Source organism: Psychrobacter sp. PSP, assembly GCF_024085615.1.
GTDB classification, from domain to species: Bacteria; Pseudomonadota; Gammaproteobacteria; order Pseudomonadales; family Moraxellaceae; genus Psychrobacter; species Psychrobacter pacificensis.
In genome coordinates this window covers 21,320-47,165 of the sequence record NZ_JABLTF010000021.1, presented here as the reverse complement: position 1 = coordinate 47,165, position 25,846 = coordinate 21,320, and the positions used below count along the sequence as shown (strand labels likewise).

20 protein-coding genes are annotated in these 25,846 nt (G+C 45.8%); 4 read left to right on the top strand and 16 right to left on the bottom strand.

The genetic code is table 11. The annotated features are described in order from the left end of the window. Positions 1 to 563: 563 nt before the first annotated feature. Both HL061_RS12005 and ybeY read left to right on the top strand, forming a co-directional pair. Positions 564 to 1,649, top strand: coding sequence for a PhoH family protein (locus tag HL061_RS12005; protein ID WP_252963005.1), 1,086 nt, complete (start codon positions 564 to 566; stop codon positions 1,647 to 1,649). A gap of 285 nt (positions 1,650 to 1,934) precedes the next feature. Continuing rightward, entirely contained in the window at positions 1,935 to 2,540 is a 606-nt protein-coding gene (ybeY, locus tag HL061_RS12000; RefSeq protein ID WP_186474905.1) for an rRNA maturation RNase YbeY, read from the top strand. A gap of 11 nt (positions 2,541 to 2,551) precedes the next feature. Here the strand turns inward: ybeY and HL061_RS11995 are convergent, their stop codons facing one another. Continuing rightward, the gene (locus HL061_RS11995) at positions 2,552 to 3,427 is read right to left on the bottom strand and encodes a mechanosensitive ion channel domain-containing protein (protein ID WP_071003298.1); all 876 of its coding nucleotides are present in this window, start codon (positions 3,425 to 3,427) and stop codon (positions 2,552 to 2,554) included. Positions 3,428 to 3,603: 176 nt separating this feature from the next. Next, positions 3,604 to 4,491, bottom strand: coding sequence for an energy transducer TonB (locus tag HL061_RS11990; protein ID WP_227517151.1), 888 nt, complete (start codon positions 4,489 to 4,491; stop codon positions 3,604 to 3,606). A 331-nt stretch (positions 4,492 to 4,822) separates the two neighbouring features. On the opposite strand from HL061_RS11990, the gene HL061_RS11985 reads away from it, so the two are divergent. Further along, positions 4,823 to 5,602 (top strand): hypothetical protein, encoded by a 780-nt coding sequence (locus tag HL061_RS11985; protein ID WP_227517150.1) that lies wholly within the window; start codon positions 4,823 to 4,825, stop codon positions 5,600 to 5,602. 100 nt (positions 5,603 to 5,702) lie between these two features. Here HL061_RS11985 and HL061_RS11980 read toward each other — a convergent pair whose 3' ends face one another. The 14 genes from HL061_RS11980 to ndhC form a co-directional block, all read right to left on the bottom strand. Continuing rightward, entirely contained in the window at positions 5,703 to 6,530 is an 828-nt protein-coding gene (locus HL061_RS11980; protein WP_058024558.1) for a ferredoxin--NADP reductase, read from the bottom strand. A 177-nt stretch (positions 6,531 to 6,707) separates the two neighbouring features. Then, on the bottom strand, positions 6,708 to 8,186 hold the full coding sequence (gene nuoN / locus HL061_RS11975) for an NADH-quinone oxidoreductase subunit NuoN (RefSeq protein WP_071003293.1): 1,479 nt from the start codon (positions 8,184 to 8,186) through the stop codon (positions 6,708 to 6,710). Positions 8,187 to 8,189: 3 nt separating this feature from the next. Further along, a complete protein-coding gene (gene nuoM / locus HL061_RS11970; RefSeq protein WP_197496796.1) occupies positions 8,190 to 9,812 on the bottom strand; it encodes an NADH-quinone oxidoreductase subunit M in 1,623 nt (540 codons plus the stop codon). A 5-nt stretch (positions 9,813 to 9,817) separates the two neighbouring features. Continuing rightward, entirely contained in the window at positions 9,818 to 11,692 is a 1,875-nt protein-coding gene (gene nuoL, locus HL061_RS11965; protein ID WP_240365338.1) for an NADH-quinone oxidoreductase subunit L, read from the bottom strand. Positions 11,693 to 11,696: 4 nt separating this feature from the next. After that, positions 11,697 to 12,005, bottom strand: coding sequence for an NADH-quinone oxidoreductase subunit NuoK (gene nuoK, locus HL061_RS11960; RefSeq protein WP_025653102.1), 309 nt, complete (start codon positions 12,003 to 12,005; stop codon positions 11,697 to 11,699). A gap of 98 nt (positions 12,006 to 12,103) precedes the next feature. Beyond that, on the bottom strand, positions 12,104 to 12,835 hold the full coding sequence (nuoJ, locus tag HL061_RS11955; RefSeq protein ID WP_240365339.1) for an NADH-quinone oxidoreductase subunit J: 732 nt from the start codon (positions 12,833 to 12,835) through the stop codon (positions 12,104 to 12,106). Beyond that, positions 12,832 to 13,380 carry an NADH-quinone oxidoreductase subunit NuoI gene (gene nuoI / locus HL061_RS11950; RefSeq protein ID WP_010198902.1) on the bottom strand — a complete coding sequence of 183 codons (549 nt, stop codon included), beginning with the start codon at positions 13,378 to 13,380 and terminating at the stop codon, positions 12,832 to 12,834. Before nuoI ends, nuoJ begins: the two co-directional genes overlap by 4 nt. A 55-nt stretch (positions 13,381 to 13,435) precedes the next feature. Beyond that, positions 13,436 to 14,428, bottom strand: coding sequence for an NADH-quinone oxidoreductase subunit NuoH (gene nuoH, locus HL061_RS11945; RefSeq protein ID WP_186475404.1), 993 nt, complete (start codon positions 14,426 to 14,428; stop codon positions 13,436 to 13,438). A gap of 52 nt (positions 14,429 to 14,480) precedes the next feature. Beyond that, positions 14,481 to 17,549, bottom strand: a complete 3,069-nt coding sequence (gene nuoG, locus HL061_RS11940) for an NADH-quinone oxidoreductase subunit NuoG (protein ID WP_252962857.1) — start codon at positions 17,547 to 17,549, stop codon at positions 14,481 to 14,483. A gap of 10 nt (positions 17,550 to 17,559) precedes the next feature. Continuing rightward, complete coding sequence (nuoF, locus tag HL061_RS11935; protein WP_071003281.1) at positions 17,560 to 18,984, bottom strand: NADH-quinone oxidoreductase subunit NuoF; 1,425 nt, start codon at positions 18,982 to 18,984, stop codon at positions 17,560 to 17,562. After that, complete coding sequence (nuoE, locus tag HL061_RS11930) at positions 18,981 to 19,490, bottom strand: NADH-quinone oxidoreductase subunit NuoE (RefSeq protein ID WP_058024550.1); 510 nt, start codon at positions 19,488 to 19,490, stop codon at positions 18,981 to 18,983. The genes nuoF and nuoE overlap by 4 nt, the downstream gene beginning before the upstream one ends. Before the next feature lie 167 nt (positions 19,491 to 19,657). Continuing rightward, complete coding sequence (gene nuoC, locus HL061_RS11925) at positions 19,658 to 21,433, bottom strand: NADH-quinone oxidoreductase subunit C/D (protein ID WP_071003280.1); 1,776 nt, start codon at positions 21,431 to 21,433, stop codon at positions 19,658 to 19,660. 143 nt (positions 21,434 to 21,576) lie between these two features. After that, on the bottom strand, positions 21,577 to 22,245 hold the full coding sequence (locus HL061_RS11920) for an NADH-quinone oxidoreductase subunit B (RefSeq protein ID WP_058024548.1): 669 nt from the start codon (positions 22,243 to 22,245) through the stop codon (positions 21,577 to 21,579). 137 nt (positions 22,246 to 22,382) lie between these two features. Beyond that, the gene (gene ndhC / locus HL061_RS11915; protein ID WP_093070712.1) at positions 22,383 to 23,006 is read right to left on the bottom strand and encodes an NADH-quinone oxidoreductase subunit A; all 624 of its coding nucleotides are present in this window, start codon (positions 23,004 to 23,006) and stop codon (positions 22,383 to 22,385) included. 761 nt (positions 23,007 to 23,767) lie between these two features. Between ndhC and HL061_RS11910 the strand changes: the two genes are divergently transcribed. After that, complete coding sequence (locus tag HL061_RS11910) at positions 23,768 to 25,801, top strand: UvrD-helicase domain-containing protein (protein ID WP_071003273.1); 2,034 nt, start codon at positions 23,768 to 23,770, stop codon at positions 25,799 to 25,801. Positions 25,802 to 25,846: the final 45 nt, after the last annotated feature.

Below are 25,846 nucleotides of genomic sequence, written 5' to 3'. Positions count from 1 at the left end.
GTCTTTAGCGATTGATAGTCGTTTTATTGGATAGCCTTTATCTGGTAAAGGCCGCTTCTGACTCAATCGTAAAGTGCTGTAATATCGCTCATAGATTACCACAAATTGCCTATCATGCTGCGCTCTTAACCGTAGACAAATCGTTCGTCCATCCTCATCGCAAGAAGGTTTATATCGGTAAAAACTCAACTTATCAATATCTCAATGCGAGCGTTACTTTTCCCTGATGATGTTATCTAACTGATAAATGAACTTAATAGACATGCTGTTGACTCGATTTGGAGTAGGCCTGTATGTTGATTGCAATCGACATACAAAAACAACGCTATATGCTCAATGTATCGCTTGAATTTTAAAAATTCTCTACCATAATGAAGGCAAGACTTTTATTTATTATCTTCCACAAAACCAACAATAATATTACCGTTATTTTTAGTATTTACTATAACTACTCAACACCCATATAACGCTACTAACTACTTTATCTCTGAAACCCGTGACGCTATCAAAATGAAATCACAGCGCCGGGCATACAATACAAGGATAATCGCTTGACTGATACCATGAGCCGCCGTATAAAGTTCGAATCCCTAACGCCAGCACAGCTCAAAACCGTGCTTGGCGAATATAACAACCACATGAAATACATCCAAGAACGCCTCGATATCAAAATCATGCAACGCCAAGGCGATTTTTGCTTAAGTGGCGATGTGACCGCTGTCGAGCGCGGTGAACGTATCATCTATAAGATGGTCGATGAAGCCCAAAACACCAAAGATATCAGCGCAGAAGAGCTGCATCTGATTATTCAATCTAGCATCTCGCGTGATGAGGATATGGACGACGATGAGCAGGATGATGATATTGAGGATGCAGAATCAGATGAGGCTAATGAGTTTACGCCCGTCAGTCTGCGTACGCGCAAAGGTCGCATCATACCGCGCGGTGGCAACCAGCAGCGCTATGTAAAAAACGTCTTAAGCTCTGATGTGTCGTTTGGTATTGGCCCTGCTGGTACTGGTAAAACCTATCTTGCGGTCGCTTGTGCAGTCGATATGCTAGAGCGTAACGAGATTGAGCGTATCTTGCTCGTACGTCCAGCCGTAGAAGCTGGCGAAAAACTAGGCTTCTTGCCTGGTGATTTGACGCAAAAAATTGACCCTTACTTGCGTCCATTGTATGACGCGCTCTATGAGATGATAGGTTTTGAGAAAGTTGGCAAGATGATCGAAAAACAAATCATCGAAATCGCCCCGCTTGCGTATATGCGTGGTCGTACGCTCAATAACTCCTTTGTCATTTTGGATGAAGCACAGAACACCACGCCTGAACAGATGAAAATGTTTTTGACACGTTTGGGCTTTGGCTCACGGGCTGTGATTACTGGTGACATCACGCAGGTCGATTTGCCGCGCGGTCATAAGTCAGGTCTCGCGCAGGCGATGGATATCTTGAAAGACATCGAAGAAATTCATATCACCAAATTTGATTCAAAAGACGTGGTACGCCATCAGTTGGTACAACAAATCGTTGAAGCGTATGACGTGTACGATGAAGCGCAAATGGCTCTAGAAGAAAAACGTAAGTTTGAACGTATCAAAGAACAAGAACGTAGACAAGCTGTGGCTAATGCTGCTGCCAAACTATAATATAGTCAATCCACTATAAAAGCGTTATAGCGTTAACCTCGCTTGAAGTATGACATATACATCTGCACTCGGTTGCCTTGTACCGCTCTTAAATTGGATCAACTATAATAACGCTAGAACAATTTACTATAAAGATTTATATTGCATAGAAAAACCGGATTACTAAAGTAGTCCGGTTTTTTCTTGACAGAGATTGCTTAGGTTTAGCATTACTTGGGTGAGGCATGGTCTAGATTGAGTATAGCCAACTAAACACGCCCATTTATAATAAAACAGGACACCGATATGAACCAATTTGACAGTAATAATAGCCACCAAGATCATAGTACCACTAATGATGATGACAGCTTGGTAGCACTGGATATTAATGCAGCCGATAGTATCGATGATGAGACGCTTGATACGTTTTATGATCGTAAGTATCTATTATCTGTCATGATGGCAACTTTAGATTATATGAACGCGCGCATCAATGAAGGTCTGACACTACCCTACTTTGCAGATATCGGTTCTGAGCTGTGGCAAGAAAAACCTAAAACCTTGGATATATATATTACAGATGAAATCGAAGGCCAAGCCCTCAATTTAGAGGCACGCGGTAAGGACTATGCGACCAATATTTTGTCTTATCCAAGTGAGTTGCCTGTCGCCATCATCGGACTAATGCCAACACTGTCTCTTGGTGAGCTTATTATCTGTCATGAGGTCATGGTACGTGAGGCACAAGAGCAAGACAAAACCGTGGCACAGCACATCAGTCATTTACTGATACATGGCGTGCTGCACCTACTGGGTTTTGATCATGAGCTCGGAGAGGCCGAGCAAGATGAGATGGAGCGCTTTGAGATTGAGATTTTGGCAGGCCTAAACCTACCAAACCCTTATCTTTGATTCGGTCTTAATCAATCTTTAGTGGTCGGCAGCTTTTGTGCTTGACCCATTTGATTGATCATTTGATCCAAGCCTTTGACATGGATACTGCGCTGCGGGAATGGAATCTCAATATTCTCATCATCCAATGCGTGTTTGAACTGCTCAAGCAACTGGCACTGCATGGTCCACCAGTCAGCATTGGTTGTCCACACGTTCAATGTCAAATCAACTGAATTGTCACCAAGATTGGTCACTCGTACAATAGGCTCAGGATCGGTGAAAGACAACGGGTTATTTCTGGCGAGGCTCAGCATCAGATCTTTGGCCGTTTTGATATCTGCATCATAGCCAATGCCCACGGTGATATCGACGCGGCGATTGGGTAGTGCTGTATAGTTGACCACCGCTGAGGTTGTGATGTCGCTGTTAGGAATAATGATGTCATGATTGTTAATGGTCGTTAGATGCGTGTTGACCAAGGTAATCTCGGTCACTGTACCCGTATAGCTGCTGATTTGCACATAATCACCGCGTACAAATGGGCGAAAAGTCACGATCATAATGCCAGCGGCAAAATTTGATAATTGATCCTTTAGTGACAAACCAACTGCAACCGCGGCACCGCCCAAGATAGCAACGACCGAGGTGGTCTGTACGCCAACTTTGCTAAGTGCGGCTAAGACTACGACAACCAATAGCACGCCATACAACAGACGGCTTAAAAAGCCAGAGACTGTTTCATCTAAATGACTACGCGCCATGAGACGGCCAAAAAAGTCGACGGCTTTTTTGGCAAGCCAGCGCCCAACGATAAATATAAGTATTGCCAAAGCCACCTTGATGACTATCTCTAATGCATTGCTGGTGAGCGTTGCAACATCTACTGTAAAACCTAAAAATTCCATACTAACTCTTTACTCGATAGCGGTGTGTTATAAATTTGGGTGTCGATTAATCTTAATTGCCGATTAATCTTAATTATTGTCGTCAAATATTATGACGTATTCGTTGATATTCTATGTTTATTTATCGTGTCACTGATTTTTTATCGCTTTAGTTTTGTAGTTTTCGTTTTGTGGCGTCAGTAGGTGACATCCACTTCGTCGCTATAGCGATAAGTACGTATCAGTCGTAACTCGACAATATCACTCATCTCTTTGGTAAATTGTCCAAAAGGTGCTGCTTGTCGTACTGACTGTTTTGCGGCCTCATCCAGTATCGTCGAATTTGAGCTTTCTAGCAGACGAATGGCTTTGATATTGCCATTATTACTAATAATGACCATGAGCCGCACTTCACCCGTAATGCCTTGCGCCCGTGCTTGCACAGGATAATGCAGATTGCCGACACGCTCGACATGCTCACGGAAGGTATTGATATAGTCAGCTGCTGCCCCGCGCGTGGTCGAGTTACTATCCATAGTGACCACTTTGGATTTGGTCGCATAGACTTGCTGACGTTGAGACAATTGCGCTTCTAAAGTAGCGATTTGCTTACGCAGACGCGCTTCTTGTGCCATGATGTCATCTTGTGCTTGTTTGCTATCATTATCCGACTCTACGCTCGCCTGACGCCAGCTTAACGTGGTGCGCAGATAGCTCTCTTGGTAGCGCTGCTGTCGAACTTGGCGCTGTAGATTGATGACGTCTTGTGTCTCGCTCATTTGCTCAGCAGACAATGGACTCATTTGGTCATTCTCTTGTCTTAGTCGCTCCTCTATGGTGCCGCCGCCTTCTTGTGAGGCGTTGGCAATAAAATGCGCGTCTTCGTTTGGCTGCATATTATCGGTGAGCGCCTTTGCCACATCCTGCATCATGGCAGCCGGGTCTTTACCCATCGAAAAGCTGATGCCAAAAATAATCAATACGTGTATGGCGACCGCAATGACAATCGCTACAGGTAAGCTCACATCACGCTTGGGAGGCTGCGCCGAAAAATGGTAGCTCTGTGAGTCTTTGATATAGGCCACAATGGGTCTCAGCTGATAGGTAAGGGTATGGTTTATAAATGAGCATGTAGTGATATGCACGATATATGTCGGCGCTATCATAACATGACATAGAATTAAGTCGCTAGCCCAACCGATAGTGTCGAGAGATGGCGCTAATCAGTCATTGTTTACAACCTTTCATCTACTTAAAACAAATCTCTATCACTAAAAATGTTATAAAACAGGTATCGTCTTTATGATATCAAATGAATTGTCATAAAACGCATGTGTCCATTTTGAAGCCACGGTATTTGTTATATACTGTTTTAGAATGGTAGTGCTAAGCCCTATAATTATAAGGATAATAAGTTTGAGCGACTTTGATAACGTGAATAATTCAGACAGTTTTGACGAGCTCTTTGAGAACATCGGCTATCGTTTTGACGAGTCACTTGATAGTGGTTGGGAGCGTATCGCTCAATCGGTTAAAGACATCTATCATAAAACGACAGACAAACTCGAAGATGAGATATCCCTACCAGTCGCACAAAAATACGTCAACGAGGCGCTACAAAGCTTTGTAACGGATAATGTAAAAGCCATACTAGAGCTGCGCGTTGAAATGCATGATGATTGGTTTCGCTTATACTGCACGGTTAATGCTGGCGGTATTTACGCTGAAGTGGCCAGTAATTTTAGTTTGGTCCATGTGCAGCTAGATCGTAATGTCCAACGTTTTGTGTTTGGTCAGCAGACGTATACCGATATATTAAATCTACGCTGCGAGTCTTTTGTTAAGCGCCAAGGGATCAAGCTTGCTATTTGGTTTTATCATAGCGTCCTTAAAAAAGACCCATTGGGCTTTATTCTCTCCTACGTCAATATTGCTCGCCCAAAAGACGAAGTGATTTACCTCGATATTAACCGCTGGCTAAAAAACAACAAAAAGATCATGAGTACGTTGTATAAAGTACAGGTCAACTATGGAAAGCTTGAAGAAGAGCAAATGGTTTTGAAGGCGCAGATTAACTATCGTGACTTATTGGCCTCAAGCAATAACGAAGATATCATTAGCGACGATGATGAGCCGCAATTGATGCAAGGCCCCATCAACCCTGTAGACGATGCCACCGAACCCAGCCAAGAATAACGATCCATAAACGATGTCTCCAAAAAAACGCTACATCTCACAGGTTATTAGCCTGATAGATGTAGCGTTTTTTATTAAATAAGACAATCGTCAGCTGCCCCTACCAATAGTTCTCAACAGCGATATTACCCTCACCTCGGCGATTCATCACCAATCCTAGTGTCTTCAATGCCTCTTTGGTATCATCCACCATATCTGGGTTACCACATAGCATGACATGCGTCGTATCGACATCCAAATCGATACCCGCGCGCGCTTGCAACGTGCCTTCTAATAACAGCTTTGGTAGTCGCTCTGATAACGCGCCGTCGACAGACTCACGGGTGACGATAGGAATGAAAATCAGCTTTGCAGGATTATCAACCAGCGAGCCAAAATCGTCTTGCAAGCGCTCGATTTGCTCAACGTACGCAAGCTCATCCGTCGAGCGTGCGCTATAGGCTAGCACGATATGCTCGTAATCTTCCCATGTCTTTAGGTCTTGTAGCATCGATAAAAATGGTGCAAGACCAGTGCCTGTGGCAAGCAGCCACAAGTCCTTAGGCAGGGGTTTTTGGTAACGCGCCAAGGTCAAAAACCCAAATGGCATGGTATTAAGTAATAGCTCATCGCCCACTTGTAGATGCTGCAACTGTGAGGTAAAAGCACCGTCAGGAATAACAATAGAAAAAAACTCTAGTACCTCATCAAAGGGCGAAGACACAATCGAATACGCTCGAAAGATATCTTCATTCAATGCTTCATTAGAGACTTCATCACTTGCCTTAACCTGTTGGTAATATTTTAATTGACTCGGATTGACACCCAAGCGCACAAACTGTCCGGCAGTAAACTTAAAACTATCAGGACGGCTGACGGTAAAGCTAAATAAATTTGGCGTCCATGTGGTTTTGCTGAGCACCGTTACCGTTTGAATATTATCACTCATAACTGTTCATCACTCATATTTTATTAAATGGTATTTTTATAAGATAAGTTTGCCAAAGACAAAAATTAAGCAAAAAAAGATGCGCCAAGCTTATCATAAAGCGGGCGCATCTTGGTTTTTTAACCGTAACAACAGATAAGCAACAAATGGCTTATCTTATCGCATAAATCATTGAATCTACCAAATACGAGCCAAGCTTGCCCATTCGATCATACTATTTGGCAAAATACCAAAGAACAGGATAATGGCCGTCACCGCAATAACCATAATACCGCCGGTACGAATACCCCATTGTCCGGACACGTCAAACTCGATGAACTGCTTAGGACGCTTGAACAGTGTGAGTAACACGCGCAAGTAGTAGAATAGACCAATCGCACTACCTAGGATAATCATCGCAGCTAAGAACCAGTTGGTTCCTTGTACAGCAGCCAATATCGCAAATAGTTTGGTGATAAAGCCTGCGGTCAATGGAATACCAGCCAGTGATAACATCATGATAGTCATCACTGCCGTCAATACTGGACGACGCCAGAATAGCCCTTGATAATGTGTCAGCTCATCGGCCTCACCAGATAGGCGATATGGACTCGACATCAATGTCACCACACCAAAGGCACCGATAGACGTAAAGGCATACACCGCCATATACATACTAGAAATGCTATCAGCAGCAGCGCCAATACTGACGATGACGATCATCACATAACCCATATGGGCAATGGATGAATAACCCAATAGACGTTTGAGGCTGGTCTGACGCACAGCTAACAAGTTACCTACCAAGATAGACAAGGTTGCCATCACCATTAATAACATTTGCACCGATGGCAATGCCAATAAAGAGGTATCGATTAAGAATCGAACCGCTAGCGCCATCATGGCAACTTTTGAGACAGACGCCAAAAAGGTCGCGATAGGGACAGGCGCGCCTTCATAAACATCTGGTGTCCACATATGAAAGGGAGCTGCAGAAAGCTTAAAGGCGATACCAAACATCATCATCGCCGCACCCAATATCAGTAGTGGCGATTCAAAAATATTGCCCAATACCATGCTGATTGGCTTAAATGCCAACGAGCCAACCTCTGCATAAATAAAGGCCATACCCATGAGTAAAGTCGCTGACGCTGTCGCCGACAGTACTAGATATTTTAGTCCTGACTCAAGCGAGCGGTTACGCATATAAGTATAAGCGAGCAAACCATATAAAGGCACTGACAGCATCTCAAGACTCATAAAGAATGATGCCATATGCTGCGCGCTTACCATGAGTAATGCACCAATGGTCGATAGCAGCATGAGCAAGTATAGCTCTTCTTTATTGTCTTTTAGATCGGCCAGATACGCATACGATAGCGTACAACACGCCAAGGCACAAACTAGAACTATCACCATATTGAACTGTGCAAAGTTATCAATCACAAATAACTGCTCAGCATTTGGCGCAATAGCACCGCTTTCAATAAAGCCCGTCATTTGCCCAAGTAACGTAACCAGAGCAATATTCAAACCGACTACGGTGATTGTACCAGTGACCATATGCGAGCGCTTGATAGTGATGGCAATCATCACCACGAGTACCGTAATCACTACGGCGATAATCGGTGCGTAAGGCACAAGCCCTATCAAATCATTCATTGTAATCTCATTCATGACTTAACGTGCCTCCATTACATCAAGCAGTTGCGACGCATCTACCTGTGTCACTTGACTGTATATATATGCATTGTTGATCCACTGCATCGCGTGACTTGAGGTATCAAGGAACGGCTGTGGATATAATCCGAGCCAGACCAAACCAGCCGCTAACATCAATAGTAATGACAGCTCGCGCTTGCCCAAATCTTTTAATCTACGTGCAGGCAAACCATGTGACTTAGTCTCTCGCTCTGCCAATGCAGCGATGTTGTTTTCACCAAATAACGCGCGATAAATCAAAATAAGCGAGTATAGACCTGCAAGCACCAAGCTGAATGTCGCAAATACCACAAACACAGGATACTGAGCAAAGGAGCCAAATAAAATCATAAACTCGCCAATGAAGTTACCTGTACCTGGAATACCAAGCAACGCCGCACAGAAGAACATCAATATCGGTGCGTAGTAACGGAACTGTCCCCACATACCACCCATCAAGGTCAAATCACGTGTATGCAGACGCTCATATAGCTGCCCTGCCATGATAAATAGTGCGGCTGAGCTAAGCCCGTGCGCAAGCATCTGAATCATCAGACCTTGTAAGCTGAGCAATGTTCCAGCATAGATTGCTAATACCACAAAGCCCATATGCGAGATACTGGTATACGCTAGCAAACGCTTCATGTCGGTCTGCATAAACGCGAGCCAAGCACCGTAGAAGATACCAATCGTCCCCAAGGTAATGGCAATCGGTGCAAACTCTTGTGACGCTACTGGGAATAACGGCAACACAAAACGAATCAAACCATAGGCGGCAGTTTTAATGAGCACACCTGCCAAATCCACCGAACCTGCCGTTGGTGCCTGCGCATGCGCATCTGGCAACCAGCCATGAAAAGGTACAATAGGCAACTTCACCGCAAAACCAATGAAGAAGCACAGCATGATGGGATATTCCCAGCCGCCAAGTGACGTACCGAGTAAGTCATTATAGTTAAAGCTGACCACCCCAGTTTGGGCGTAGCTGATAATGACCAATACCAAAATACCGATGAGCATGATAAGCCCAGACGCTTGGGTATAGATAAAGAATTTGGTTGCGGCATATTCTTTGGTTTTGCCAACCACATCATGACCCCAAAGCGCGATCAAGAAATAGATAGGAACCAGCATCATCTCCCAAAAGAAGAAGAATAAGAACAGATCAATCGCTAAGAAAACCCCGATAACGCCGCCCAAACTCCATAGCAAGTTTAGGTGGAAAAAGCCAACGCGGCGCTGAATCTCATTCCACGAACAGGCAACAGCTGCCACACCAAGCAAACCTGTTAAGGCTACCATCATCAGTGACAAACCATCTAGCGCCAAGTGAAAGCTAATACCAAAGCTCGGTATCCACGGCACACTAAATTCTGCGACCCAAGGCACGGCAGCATCTGGCGCGATGACCTGCTTACTCATACCGCTAAAATCACCCTGCTGCCAAAGTATTAATGACAAAGCAAAGGTCAACATCATACCGATCAAGGCAATCCAGCGCGGCAGACGTTTATTAAATCGCTCCACCAACCAGCATAGCAATCCTGCAATAAAAGGAATTGCGATTAATGCTGGTAGCATCCACGTTTGTTGTAACTCCATCATCTTTACACCACCGTTATCATTACCAGCACCAGCAATACAGCCATACCCAAGCCAAAGCTTGTGGCATAACCTCGAAGAGACCCTGTTTGCGTCGCAGACAATACTTTATTACCTGCCGAAGCCAGCTTAGGCAAGAATAGCCACGTTTTATCGATAGGGTCGGCTTTTAATAAGCGGCCGATGAACAAAAAGGGTTTTACAAAAATTATATCGTATAGCGCATCAAAACCTAGACCGTGATAGCACCAATGATATAGCGCCCCGCCAATACGTGAGCGCTTAAAGCTCATGAGCATGCGACCTTTATTGACGACATATAATAGTGCTGCCAATATCAAACCGGCCACCATCGCACCCATCGCGATATACTCTGCGGTGTGCTTAGCATGGTCTTGACCCGCGACTTCTAATAAGTGACCTACGCTCTCTGGCAATACACCTTGTAGTGGCGGCGTAATCCATGCACCAACAGCGGTAGACAATACAAGTAATACCGTTAAAGGTAACCAGTACGACACCCCTGATAGCTTGTGCGCATGGGTTTTTTCTTCACCGAAGAATATGATCCAAATCATACGGAATGTATAGATTGCTGTTAGGAACGCACCAAATACACCCATATAGAATAGTACTAAGTGACCTGTGGCATAAGTTTCCCAAAGAATCGCTTCTTTAGAATAAAAACCAACGGTAACCCAAGGTATCGCCGCGAGCGCACCGCCACCAATGATATAACACCAAAATACCAATGGTATCTTTTTACGCAGACCGCCCATTTTAAAGATATCTTGCTCGTGATGTACCGCAAGAATAACCGCACCTGATGATAAGAATAGCAATGCTTTAAAGAAAGCATGGGTCATCAAATGGAAGATTGCCCCTTGCCACGCACCCACGCCAAGCGCTAAGAACATATAGCCAATTTGACTCATGGTTGAATACGCAAGGATACGTTTGATGTCTGTTTGCGCGAGCGCACAGAATCCAGCAACGACCAGCGTCAATGCCCCGACGCCACCAACCCAATATAATAAGATGCCTGGGGTCAACTCAAATAATGGATGCAAGCGGGCAATCAGATAAACGCCAGCCGTTACCATTGTTGCCGCGTGAATCAATGCCGATACGGGTGTTGGACCTGCCATCGCATCAGCAAGCCATGTGTGTAGTGGCAACTGCGCTGATTTACCCATCGCGCCGCCGACCAACATCATCGTGGTAAGCATCATCGTTGGGTTATTTACATCGAACACTTCTGGCGCGCGCGTAATAATCTCTTGAATATTAAGCGTACCGAATTCGCGGAATAATAAGAACAAACCAAAGGCTAAGAACACATCACCAACACGTGTGACGGTAAAGGCTTTCATCGCGGCGCGACCGTTGGCTCTGTCATGGTAATAATAACCAATCAATAAGTACGAACAGATACCCACGCCTTCCCAGCCAAGATATAGCAAGAACAAATCATCTGCGAGTACCAGTAACAGCATGCTGGCCACGAACAAATTCATATAGCTAAAGAAACGGGCAAAGCCAGTGTCGCCTTTCATATACCAAGAGGCAAACAGATGAATCAAAAAGCCAATCCCAGTAATGACGCCTGTCATAGTCAATGCCAAACCGTCAAAGCTCAAACCGAAATGCGGCGCAAAGTCGCCAACTTGGAACCACGTCCATAGCGGAACTTCAATTACCGTTCCAGCTGGATTGGTGGTCAAAAAGGTATAGCTAACGACTAGCGTACATAATGCTGATAACAGCATGCTACCCACGCCAACAATCGCTGCGACCGTCTCTGATAATTTGTCGCGCATAAAGGCTAAAATCAAAAAGCCAATGAGCGGGAATATAAAGGTTAATGGTAATAAACTCATGACATCATCCTTTCATCTCATTGGCGCTATCGACATCGAGATGCCCACGCTGATGATAAAAACGCAATAATATTGCCAGACCAATCGACGCTTCAGCCGCAGCCAAGGTCAAAATAAAGATAAACATAATCTGCCCGTCTGGATCGACCCAGCGACTACCTGCCACGACAAATGCTAGTGCTGCCGCATTCATCATGATCTCAAGACTCATGAGCATAAATAAGAAGTTACGTCGTACCATGACGCCGCACAGACCAATAGCAAATAAAATACCTGCCAAAATCAGTCCATGGCTCATGGGTATCATACCCAGTACATTTTGCGCCTCAGCAACTGGCTGTACTAAGCCTGCCACCTCGTGGGCAAACGGCACGTTTGACACCTCTTGTGCCACGCTTGCTGCTAGTACCATTAGTCTGCCTCCTTGCGCGTCACTTTGTTCGCACCTGTTTTCATGCCTACCTTCATACCAACATAGTCATGCGGGTCAACATCTTTATATTCGTAGGGCTTAGCCATTTTTACGCCATCATGCTGTGTAAGCGCACTGTCATTGTCGTATTGTTTGATACTGCCTACACTTGGCTGAACGTCTTGACTCGCATGACCGACGATCTCTTCATCAATCGACTCTTTACCTAAGTGATATGCCGCCACCAAAGCCGCTAGTAGTAACAAAGCTGCAATTTCAACCAGCATGATATATTTGGTAAATAGCACCGTACCGACTGCTTTGGCAGAGATAGTCGTGCCACCCATCATAACGGCTTCATCATGACCCATACCAATCATTGCATAGAGCACAACGGCAATGATTATCGTCAATCCTGTCGGTATCGCCCAAGTACCAGCATCGAGCCAACGCTCTTCGCGCTCGTCATTACTCATGCCCAAGTTCAGCATCATGATAACGAAAACAAATAGCACCATAATGGCACCAGCATAAACAACAATCTCTAGCGCACCTGCAAACGGCGCTCCTAATACAAAGAATATCCCAGCAATTGCCAGCAACGATACAATCATCGATAAGATAGCATGCACTGGATTGGCCTGAGTCACGACGCGCAGACTGGCAAATATCGCCACTGCTGCAAGTGAATAAAACCCAGCCAGTTCAGGATGGTTCAAAATATTCATCATGGTAGCAAGCTCCTTAGATCAATCGGTGCAGACTCATTTTGTGCTGCACCTTTTGGTTTATCTGCTACCGCCATACCTGTCACACGATAATAGTTATAATCAGGGTATTTACCTGGTCCTGAAATGAGCAAATGCTCTTTTTCATAGACCAAATCTTGGCGCTTATATTCACCCAGCTCAAAATCTGGGGTCATTTGAATCGCTGTCGTTGGACAGGCTTCTTCACACAATCCACAAAAGATACAGCGTGAGAAGTTAATTCTAAAAAACTCTGGATACCAGCGTCCATCTTCACGCTCGGCTTTTTGTAATGAGATACACCCTACCGGACATGCCACCGCACACAAGTTACAAGCCACGCAGCGCTCGTCTCCATCAGGATCACGCGTAAGGACAATACGTCCACGAAAACGCGGCGGCACAGGTACCGGCTCTTCAGGATAAAGGATGGTGTCACGCGGTCTGAGTGCATGACTATTGACCATCCACATGCTGCGGACAATGGTAAATATACCAATGACGGTCTTTTTTATGGTAGTAAACATGGGATTATTATCCTTATCAGCTTTACCCTAGTTCATCAGTGATGGCTAGTAATGACTATAACGTTGGGGAAAAGATCAAAATGACCGCAGCAGTGATTAATAGATTAATCAGCGTTACTGGCAGACATACTTTCCAGCCAAAGTTCATCACCTGATCATAACGCGGACGCATGAGTGAGCCTCGAGCCAAAATAAACATGGTCATAAAGAACAGCGTTTTAATCATGAACCAAAAAACTGGTGGAATAAATGGGATATCTAAATTGAACGGCGCAAGCCAACCGCCAAAGAACAAGCAAGTCATCAAGGCAGAAATCAAGACAACGTTGACATACTCACCAATGAAGAACATACCAAACTTCATGCCCGAATATTCGACATGATAGCCTTCAGCCAGTTCTTGCTCTGCTTCTGGTTGGTCAAATGGATGTCTGTGCGTAACCGCCACACCCGCGACCACAAAGGTCAAAAATCCAAAAAACTGCGGAATGATATACCAGCCGTCGACTTGTGACTCAACAATAGCGCGTAAGTTAAATGAACCTGTTAGTGCAACAACGCCCATCAACGACAAACCTAAAAACACTTCGTAACTGATCGTCTGTGCAGCTGAGCGCAAACCACCGAGTAGCGAGAATTTGTTAGCAGATGCCCAACCACCGAACATCACGGCATATACCGCAATACCCGCCATGGCAAAGAAAAACAAAATACCAATATCCCAATCAACCACGCCAAGTGTTGGCGAGATAGGAATAATGGCAAATGAAGCCAGTGCCGTGAACATCGCGACCGCAGGTGCCAAGGTGAACATAAACTTGTCAGTAAAGTTTGGTGTCCAGTCTTCTTTAAAGAAGATTTTGAGCATGTCAGCGACTAACTGCAACGAACCAAAAGGCCCTACGCGGTTTGGACCATAACGATCTTGCCATAATGCCAGCATGCGGCGCTCATAGACAATCATCATTGCGGCAACCAATACCACGACCAAAAAGATGACTAGCGATTGACCCACCAAAAACAGAATAGACCAAGTATCAAAGCTCATGCTACCCGCCAAAAAGCTTGGCACATCAGGGATAATACGGGTAACTTGCATATTACACCTCCTGTGTGGTGGTCGGCGCTGCGTTCATTTGCGCTGTGTCGTTATTGTTCATCATATCGTTAGCCATGCTACCCATCATCGTTACTGGCGCATCTACTTTACGTACCGACGCTGGCATTGATGGGTGAATGATACTCACCTGCCCGACTGGGTAACCGATACAGCCTTCTGCCAAATAACCAACCAGCTGTACTGGCAAGGTGATTTGTTGCTTGTCAATTTCAATCGCCAAGTAATCACCAGCAGCAATATTCCAGTCTTTGGCATCATCTATACCGATACGCCATGCTGCAACTGGCAGCTGCTCTGCGACGATTGGGCTACGTGATGCCATCATTGAGCTGGCATAGATGTTATGAATCGGTACTAGCTTCGCTTGGCCTTGTTGTAAGTCAGTTGTATTCGAAGACATGGCTTCTGGCGCCACATATTGACGAGTGGCTAGACGCTCTAGCTGATCGAACAAACGCACCCCTGGATCACCATTTTTCAGATGTCCGCCGACTTTGTCTTGGTATTTGTTCCATGCCTGCGGGGAGTTCCAACCTGCCGCATTGGCAAAAGGAATCATCGAGCTTGGTGCTTCTTTACCGCTATAACCTTCCATTGAGAAGGTCAAACCAGTGTCCAAATCTTTTGGCTGCATCGGCTCATGCACTGAGATTGGCGCACGCATAGCAGTACGACCTGAGTAACGGCGCGGTTGACGCGCGATTTTCAGACCAGTCATACGGTAGTCCGCTTCAGGCGCAGCGCCTTTGATACCTGCAAGCTTAGGATGGGTGGCAATCAATGCATTGATAACATCATCTAGCTGCGTCCAGTCGACATCACGACCTTCAATACTGCTATGCACAGCATGTATCCAGCGCCAGCCTTCTTTAATACTGCTCATCGGATGGTAGTATTCGTTGTCATAAACTTGGAAGAAACGCTGCGCACGACCTTCAGCTGATATCAATGTGCCATCCGCTTCTGCAAAGCTAGCCGCTGGCAATACAATATCGACGTCCTTATGCCAATCAAGCAGCTGATGATCTAACGCAATGACCGTTTTATCAGTCAGTAGCTGTGTCAATTTATTGGCATCAATCGCATCTGTTAGCTGGTTTTCTGCAACCACAACCACATCGTAATCAGTGGCTAGCAGCTCTTCAACTGACTGACCGCCAAGCATACAAACGCCCATGCTGTTGGCATCAGGAACCGTTAGATAGATACCGGCTTGCGCATGATAGCTATCATTCACTTCTTTTAGCTCAAGCTTGGTTGCAGGCTCACGCTCGACATCGTCTTGTGCTTCTGTATCAACGCCCGTTTCCGGTTTGTTGGGTTTAGCAGACAAGTCTTTGTCTTCGCTTTGCTGAGCAGTTGCTGTTTGTGCTTCAGCGGCGCGAACCTGCTCATTATGTGCCTCAACTTGCTGCTGTTCCGTTGCTTTAATCGCAGCACGTTTTTGTGTTAATGCTTGAGTAATCTGTGCCGCCGCTTCTATTAATGCGGTAGACGACAGGCTAGTACCAGAGATGATTAATGGCTTATCCGCTTGAACCAAATCATAAGCGATCTGCTGAGCCAATGCTTGCATCGCATCCACATTAGCGTCTTGTTCAGCCGCTTGTGGGTCCGCTACTTCTGCTAAATCATCAGCGAAGTTAGCAATTTCATCAGCGACTTTAAAACCAAGTTTAGTGATGTCTTCAGGTGTCGCGACTACGCTCACTTTACTGATGTCTTCTAGCTTGGTTTGGGTCACATCAATGACATAAACTGGGCTTAATGCATCTTGCGCGATACGCTTAACTGGTTCAGCAAGCCAAGGCTGCGTTTGCAGCGCCGCCGCCATTTTTAGGCCTTCGTTCTTTGCGGCTTGGCGTACTGATAGCGCCACTCGTGATGAGGTTTGCGTGATGTCCTCACCTAATACGAGCACTGCATCATGCGTTTCGATATCGGTCATGCTAGGGTTATAAATGCCTTCCGTGCTAAGCACTTCGATGCATTTATTGACCAGTGCTTGTTGCTGATGATTCAGACCTGTTGAGAAGTTATCAAAGCCAACGAGGTTTTTTAGGGCAAAGTTAGTCTCAAGGCTGGCGCGCGGCGAGCCAATACCAATGACTTTTTTATCTTTGATACGTTTGATGGTTTCATCAAGAGCATAGTCGATATTGATTTTGACATGTTTATCATTGATGCGCTCAAGCGCTTGGGTTGGACGATCAGCGCGGTTGACATAACCGTAACCAAAGCGACCACGGTCACATAAGAAGTAACGGTTTACTTCGCCGTTATAGCGGTTTTCGATGCGGCGCAATTCACCATATCTCTCACCCGGTGAGATATTACAACCTGCTGAGCAACCATGACAGATGCTTGGTGCGTACTGCATATCCCATTTGCGGTTATAGCGTTCAGAATGCGTTTTATCGGTAAATACACCCGTTGGGCATACTTCGGTTAAGTTGCCTGAGAACTCGCTTTCAAACTGACCATCTTTATCACGGCCAAAGTAGACGCGATTGTTTGAGCCATAAACACCCAAATCTTCGCCGCCTGCGTAGTCTTTATAAAAACGGACACAACGATAGCAAGCGATGCAACGGTTCATCTCATGGGCGATAAATGGCCCAAGCTCTTGGTTATGATGGGTGCGTTTGGTAAAGCGATAGCGACGACGGCTATGACCTGACATATAAGTCATGTCCTGCAAATGACAATGTCCGCCTTCTTCACAAGTTGGACAGTCATGTGGATGGTTGGTCATGAGTAGCTCAACCATCGACTTGCGGAATGCTTTGGCTTCATCGTCAGTCACGGAGATGTACATATCATCGCCAGGGGCGACCATACATGACATGACGAGACGACCACGACCTGCTTCCATATCGTCTTTATTCTGGAATTGCTTGACCGCGCACTGACGGCACGAGCCTACTGAGCCTAGGGCTGGATGATAACAAAAATACGGCACATCAATGCCGAGTGATAAGCAGGCTTGTAGTAAGTTGTCGCTGCTATCTACTTCGACAGTGGTTCCATCAATATGTATGACTGCCATGCCGCTCTCCTTATTTCACTGCTGGCTGTTGGTTGGCTGCCGCATCAATCACATCGACACCAACCGCCTGCGCGATTTTTTGATCAAACTCTGGACGGAAATATTTAATCGCACTCATTAGTGGTTCCATCGCACCTGGTGCATGGGCACAAAACGTCTTGCCAATCCATAAGTCACGCGTCAGGCCCTCTAGTTTTTCGACATCGCCCACTTGTCCCTCACCGTTATTGATAGCGGTCAGCAATTTGACGCCCCACGGTAAGCCATCACGACACGGTGTACACCAGCCGCACGACTCGCGTTGAAAGAAAATCTCAAGGTTACGAAGTAACGGCACCATATCTTGCGACTCATCGACGACCATGATAAGCCCAGTACCCATACGGCTACCCGCTTCTTGAATGGTGTCAAAATCTACGACCACATCCAAATAATCGGCGGTTAAAAAGTCCGTCGAGGCGCCGCCCGGTAACCAAGCCTTCAGCGTTTTACCATCTTTCATACCACCGGCTAAATCTTCAATGATTTCGCGAGCCGTATAACCAAAGGGTAACTCCCAGAGGCCTGGATCATTGACCAAGCCTGAACAGCCAAATAATTTGGTGCCTGGCGTTTTACTTTTACCTTTAATCTCGGATAGTGATTGATACCACTCTACGCCGTGATTCAAGATGGCTGGCATATTGCATAAGGTCTCAACGTTATTGACAACCGTTGGTCTGCCCCATGCACCAGAGATTTGCGGGAAAGGGGGTTTGGTACGTGGGTTAGCACGGCGACCTTCTAAGCTGTTAATCAATGCGGTTTCTTCACCGCAAATATAACGTCCAGCGCCAGTATGCACATGCAGATTAAAACTAAAATCTGAGCCTAAAATATTGTCGCCCATGAGATTGTTGGCCAAACATTCTTCGATAGCAGCGACCAAACGTTCAGCGGCCAAGATATACTCACCGCGGATAAAGATATAACCGTCAGTGGCACCAATCGCATGCGCGGTAATAAGCATACCTTCAATCAACTGAAACGGTAAACGCTCCATTAATAGACGGTCTTTAAAAGTACCCGGCTCCATTTCATCAGCATTACAGATAAGATAACGCGGCAAACCGTCCGGCGGCGACATAAACGACCACTTTAGACCCGCGTTAAAACCTGCACCGCCGCGACCTCGGACATTGGCGGCTTTAATCATATTGCCGACGTCTTTTGGCGATTTAGATAGCGCTTCTTTTAGACCAGTGAAGCCTTTTAGAGACTCATAAGTGGCTAAATCAAGCACCGCATCATGATGCGCCAAACGCCAAGTCAATGGCTTGGTTTCGCTAGTGGCTGTCGCTTTATCGCCATAAATTGGAACACGCTGTGCATTTAGCTGGCTTGGCGCTTGGCCTTGACCGCGACGAGCAATCTGCTCTGAAATCGTTAAACTCATGCGTATAGCTCCAATAATTGCGCGACCTCGGAGGGCTGGACAGGGCCGTAAGTGTCTTCATCAATTAGTACCGCTGGCCCCTTATCACAGTTGCCCAAGCAGCAAATTGGCAATAGCGTAAAACGTCCATCAGCAGTTGTCTGACCATACTCAATACCCAGCTGTGATCTGATCTCAGCTGACAACGCTTCATAACCTGTCAAATAACAAGCCACGGAGTCACAGATGAGAATCACATGGCGACCGACAGGCTGGCGATAGATACGGTTAAAGAAAGTGGCGACCCCATCCATGTCTGACATCGGGATGTCTAGGATGTTGGCAATAGCGTTTGCTTGCGCATCATCGACCCAGCCGTTGCGCTTTTGCACAATTTTTAGCGCATCTAATGAGGCAGCACGCGCCTGTGGGTAATGGTGCATAAACTCATGAATGGCAGCGATTTCCTCAGTGGTGAGGATGCTTTCCACATCTACTTTTGGCATTTTGTCGGAAACAATTTTCATAATCTTCTGTCTTTCCTCACTCATCCTGCTCTATCACAAGCCAATATCAGTCTACTTAAAACCGTGGTTATATCGACAAGCGACAGCATTTTGGTGTGCCATCAGGCAATAATATATTGATGAACAAATACTTTTTAAGCAGCGGTTTAACCTTAAAGATCAAAATCTTAACGATCGCAGTCCGCCATCACAATATCAATCGATGCCAAATACATAATGGCATCAGAAACCAGTGAGCCATTAATGACCGATGGCATCTGCTGTATATGAGCAAACGTTGGCGTACGGATACGCGTACGATAGCTCATTGTGGCTTTGTCTGAGGTAATATAATAACTGTTCAGACCTTTGGTCGCCTCGACAATCGTCGTACACTCACCCGCTGGCATTACAGGACCCCATGATACGGAGATAAAGTGGTTAATCAGCGTTTCGATATCGTTCAGTGTACGGTCTTTCGGCGGTGGTACGGCCAGTGGATGATCTGCCTTATAAGGGCCTTGTGGCATGTTGTCCATACATTGACGAATGATACGTAATGACTGACGCATCTCCTCAACTTTGACCATACAGCGATCATAAGCGTCACCGTTGTAACCAACTGGCACTGCAAAATCGTAATTCTCATAGCCCATGTAAGGACGCGCTTTACGCATATCGAAATCCACGCCTGTCGCGCGCAGACCAGCGCCCGTCACGCCCCAAGCCAATGCTTGCTTGGCATTGTACTGAGCGACGCCTTGGGTACGACCTTTGAGCACGCTGTTTTGTAGTGCTGCTTTGACATACTCGTCCAGGCGCTTAGGCATCCAATCTAAGAACTCACGCACCAAACGCTGCCAGCCACGTGGCAGATCAGCCGCCGTACCACCGATACGGAACCAAGCCGGATGCATACGGTAGCCTGTCACGGCTTCGATGACGTCATAGGCTTTTTGGCGATCGGTAAACATATAAAATACAGGGGTCATACCACCTGCATCCTGAATGAATGTACCGACGTATAGCAAATTGTTGGTAATACGGAAAAACTCGCTCATCATCACACGGATAGTCTCGGCGCGAGGTGGGACGGTAATCCCAGCGAGCTTTTCGACTGACATGATATAAGGCAGCTCATTCATCACACCGCCTAAATAATCGATACGGTCGGTATAAGGAATAAATGAGTGCCATGTTTGACGCTCAGCCATCTTTTCTGCGCCGCGATGGTGATAGCCAATATCAGGGATACAGTCGACGACTTCCTCGCCATCCAACTGTAGTACCAAACGAAACGCACCGTGAGCGGAGGGGTGGTTAGGACCGATGTTCAAGAACATAAAGTCTTCATCACGACCTGAGCGCTTCATGCCCCACTCTTCTGGGACAAAACGTAGGTTTTCTTGCTCGTATTGCTGCTTGGCGGTATTCAAGAAATACGGGGTAAATTCAGTCGCACGCGCATGATATTCTTTACGCAGTGGATGACCTTCCCAGTATTTTGGCAATAAAATACGGGTCAAATGCGGATGATCTGTAAAGACAATACCGAACATGTCCCACACTTCGCGCTCATACCAGTTGGCATTTGGCCAAATATTGGTCGCGCTTGGGACATTGAGGTCATCTTCGCTCAGTGCGACCTTGACACGTATATCACTATTGCGCTCAAGCGACATCAGGTGATAAAACACCGTAAAGTCACTGTCAGGCAACCCTGCGCGATGCTGACGCAGACGCTCATCTATCGCTGACAAGTCAAATAGCATGACGTAGGGCTTGGGCAGTTTGCGCAAAAATAAAAGCACGTCTAATAAATCTGCACGCGCCACCCAGACTGTTGGAATCTCATCCACAGTGTGCTGTACGACAAATTTACCAGCATACTTTTGCTCCAGCTCTGTAATGACGGCTGGGACGGGCTTGATCTTAGGATCTGTGTTTTCGACTACCGTGACCATGAATGATGTATTCCTTCATTAATCATAACTGAGCGATGTCAATCAAAGTGAGGCTATGTCAGTCATAACCAAACCATGATGAGCGCATAAAATATTGAGGTTGCTAAATCTACATGCTATCTAAATTTAGATACTGTCTAAACTTAGATGCTGTCTGGGCTACGCAAGTTTTTGACAGCGATACGATCTGCTTGCTTACGGTCACGCTCAGGCGTCATTTGCGGCTGATAGATACCCTGCTCATTGACATGGATGCCCAGCGGACGACGCTCTTTGGTGATAGATTCTTGCAATAACATCAAGCCTTGAATCAATGCTTCTGGACGCGGCGGACAGCCTGGCACATACACATCGACAGGGATCACTTTATCCACCCCTTGTACGACCGAGTAGATATCATACATGCCGCCTGAATTGGCACAAGCACCCATAGAGATGACCCATTTTGGCTCAAGCATTTGCTCATAAAGACGCTGAATAACAGGGGCCATTTTGACAAAACATGTACCAGCAACGATCATCACATCTGCCTGACGGGGTGAGGCGCGGATAACTTCGGCCCCAAAGCGTGACAAATCATGAACGGCGGTTAAGGTAGTGGCGTATTCAACATAACAGCAAGACGTACCAAAGTTAAATGGCCAGAGCGAGTGCTTGCGCCCCCAGTTTGCTGTCGAATGAACGAGGTCTTCGAGACGACCCATAAAGACGTTTTTATTGACTTCATCTTCGATAGGATCATTGACCGTTTGGCGGGTCTGTGCAGGGTAGGTATCTGCATCAGGGTTGGCTTTTGTTAATGTGTATTTCATAACATACAACCTTTATATTAAGCTTGGCGTCATACTCATCTTGTATACGCTGTCGCCAAAAATTTCGTTATTAATAAGGGGCCAATCACAAGCAATCGTTGCAACAAAATGCGATCAGCGAAAGCCAGCAGTACTCACTAGTGCGCAGGCTTGTCGTTTTGTGCAGACGTCGCAAAGTCCACAGACGTCACATTACCTGTGGTATTGATATGATCAATGTTTTGTAGATGGCGACGGTTGGCTTCGATATTGTTTGAGACATTGATTTGACCGGATGATTGCGCGGGTACTTTACCAGTAGGATCGACCATCAGCTCATGAGCACCATCAAACTTGGTGATGTCTGCCAAATTAAAACCAGCTGGCGCAGCATGTAGCCGAGGTTTTTTGCGGCGCTTGTCAGCAGGTGCCCAGTTCATCGCACCCAAGCTCAGCTCATAAATCAAACCGATAATCAGAATAGTGATAAAGGTAGCAGCAGCGGCAAAACCAAGCCAGCCGGCCTCTCGCACTGACACAGAATACGCGTAGAGATACAGCGCCTCTAAATCGAAAATCACAAAGAAAATCGCGACCAAATAGAATTTAGCAGACAAACGAATACGGGCGTTGCCAGATCCGACAACACCCGCTTCAAATATCTCTTCTTTTTGTAAGCCTTGAGAGCGACCACCAAGTAAACGCGGTACCACCAGCATAAAGACAACTAGCCCAATGGCGGCTAAGATAAAAGCAACTGCTGACCAATTAAAAGCAGACATGATAATACGTGCTCCTCACCCAATCGAGTGTTAGACACAGCGCAGGCACTGACCCATTAAGGCCGCCTCACGACAGGTATAACGCAGACGAAAACACAAAGCAGTTGTCATTCACTGACACTGTGTTTAAGTAACTGTCATTGAGTCACATGTTAGGTATTTTGCTGGTAATAACCAATTATCAAGCTTATTAACGACGATGTCAGACCTGACCAACGGTAGAGATTCCGGTATGCACGCGGATAAAGGCTGGTCGCCCAACGCATCTTCTAACAACGTAAGATCAACGTATTAAATCAATATCATATCTGACTGCGTACTTAATTGATTTAATAGCTCATTACACGTGGTTAATAATGACGTGACAACTGGCATAAATTATTTATGTACTATACGCATATCAGTGCCTAAAAGCTAGTTTTTAACTGTATTCGACGGTCATTTTCTATGAAACAAAATGTGTTTTTTTTACCAAAAATTATGATATAGACGTTACCTTATATTAACCCCAAATCCATGCTTTGTTCGATGCGCAAACGCTGTCACGCTATTTATCAAAAATCAAGCGCGCTCATACCCTATTTTCATCACCCAACTCCTCCCCAAAAGTGACCGTTTTTGCTTTATAATGACCCACCTAATTTTACGATATGTCATCATCAAACCTTAAATTCTATTATCCTTATAACAAACATTATTAAGATATCAATTGTGCTATATCAGCGCTACCCTCTTTTTGCTTTTGTCTTACAGGTCACGTTATGAGTCAACTCAATCCCAAACAACAAGAAGCCATGCTCTACGTATCCGGCCCACTACTTGTGCTCGCAGGTGCTGGCTCCGGTAAGACCTCGGTGATCACGCGTAAAATTGCGTATCTGATTCAAGAGTGCGACATGCCAGCCGAGCGCATCACAGCGGTGACCTTTACTAATAAGGCGGCACGTGAAATGAAAGCCCGTGTGAGCAAACTGCTCCCAAGCGAAAAAACGCGCGGCTTGACTGTATCGACCTTTCACCAATTTGGCCTGCAGTTTTTGCGCTATGAGCTGATGCATACGCCACTAAAAGGCAACTTCTCTATCATGGACAGCGATGACAGTAAGCGCCTCTTGATGGAGCTGATGATGCGCGACAACTTGAGTGGCGCTGAAAGTCGTGAGCTGGTTGGTAAAGCCATCAAGATGATCTCTGATTGGAAAAACGATTTGATTGAGCCTGACAAGGCGATGGAGACGTTAGACGATCCAGAAGACATGATTTTTGCGACCTTGTATGCGCTTTATGAGCGTAACTTGCGTGCGTATAATGCCGTCGATTTTGATGACTTGATTGTACTGCCGACCAAAATCTTGCGTGAAAATAGAGAGCTGCGAGACAAATGGCAAAACCGTATTCGTTATCTATTGGTCGATGAGTATCAAGATACCAATACCGCCCAGTATGAAATGATTAAGCATCTGGTTGGTCCGCAAGGTCGTTTTACCGTGGTAGGTGATGATGACCAATCTATCTATGCGTGGCGCGGGGCGAAGCCTGAAAACATGGCACTGCTAAAAGAAGATTTCCCAAAACTAAAAATCGTCATGCTTGAGCAAAATTATCGCTCAACCACCCGTATCTTGACCTCTGCCAATGCCGTTATTCTGAACAACGAGCATTTATTTGAAAAAAAACTGTGGTCAGATAAAGGTCAAGGCGAAAAAATTCGGATTATCAACTGCCGTAATGATGATGATGAATCTGAGCGCGTCGCCAAAGAAATCGTCACGCACAAATTGCGTTTTGGTAATGAGTGGGAGCAGTATGCAGTACTCTACCGCAGTAACTTTCAGGCACGAATGCTTGAGGCACAATTGCGCCAGCTACAAGTCCCTTATAAGCTATCAGGCGGTCAATCGTTCTTTGCGCGTAGTGAAATCAAAGACATCATGGGCTATCTACGCTTGATTTTGAACCCTGAAGATGACAGCGCGTTTTTACGTATTATCAATACACCCAAGCGCGGTATGGGACCTGCTACGCTAGAAAAGCTTGGCTTATTTGCTCAAGAGCATAGTATCTCGCTACTGGCTTCTTGTACTCATGCCGGCTTGGCTCATGTGTTGCCGTCAAAAGCGTATGGCACGATCAAAGAGTTTGGCGAGTTCATCGAGCACTATACACGTGAGCTCGATCAACACCCTGATCCTGTGCCAATCGTACGCCAAATGATTGATGAGACGGGTTATATAGATTTTGTCCGTAGCGATGCCAAAACCCCGCAGCAAGAAAAAAACCGTATTGATAATATCGATATGCTCTATACCAGTATCCAATCTCTCATTAATCGCGCAGAAGAAGACGAAGACCGCACGATTGATACCATCATTCGTAAGCTGGTCTTGCTCGATATGCTCGAGCAGCAGCAAGAAGAAGAGAACACCAACAAAGTCAATCTAATGACCTTGCATGCTGCAAAAGGTTTGGAGTTTGATTTTGTTTATATCATGGGGCTTGAAGAAGAGATGCTACCGCATCGTAACTCTATTATGAGTGAGACGATCGAAGAAGAGCGTCGTCTGATGTACGTAGGCATCACCCGCGCGCGTCGTGAGCTGACTTTGACGCTTGCGGCCCAGCGCCGTGCCGGTGGTCAGATGCGCGTGACCTCAGAGTCCAGATTTTTGGACGAGCTACCTGAAGATCATGTTGACTGGCCCGCCAAGGCCAAAAAGAAAAAAGCCATCAAAGACCCAGAAGCGGTCGCTGATGAGTACTTAGCCAATATTCGCGCTTTATTGGGTAAGCGCTAACATCAATATTGACAGTGCTGATGCCAAAAAGAACTGACTCGGCAA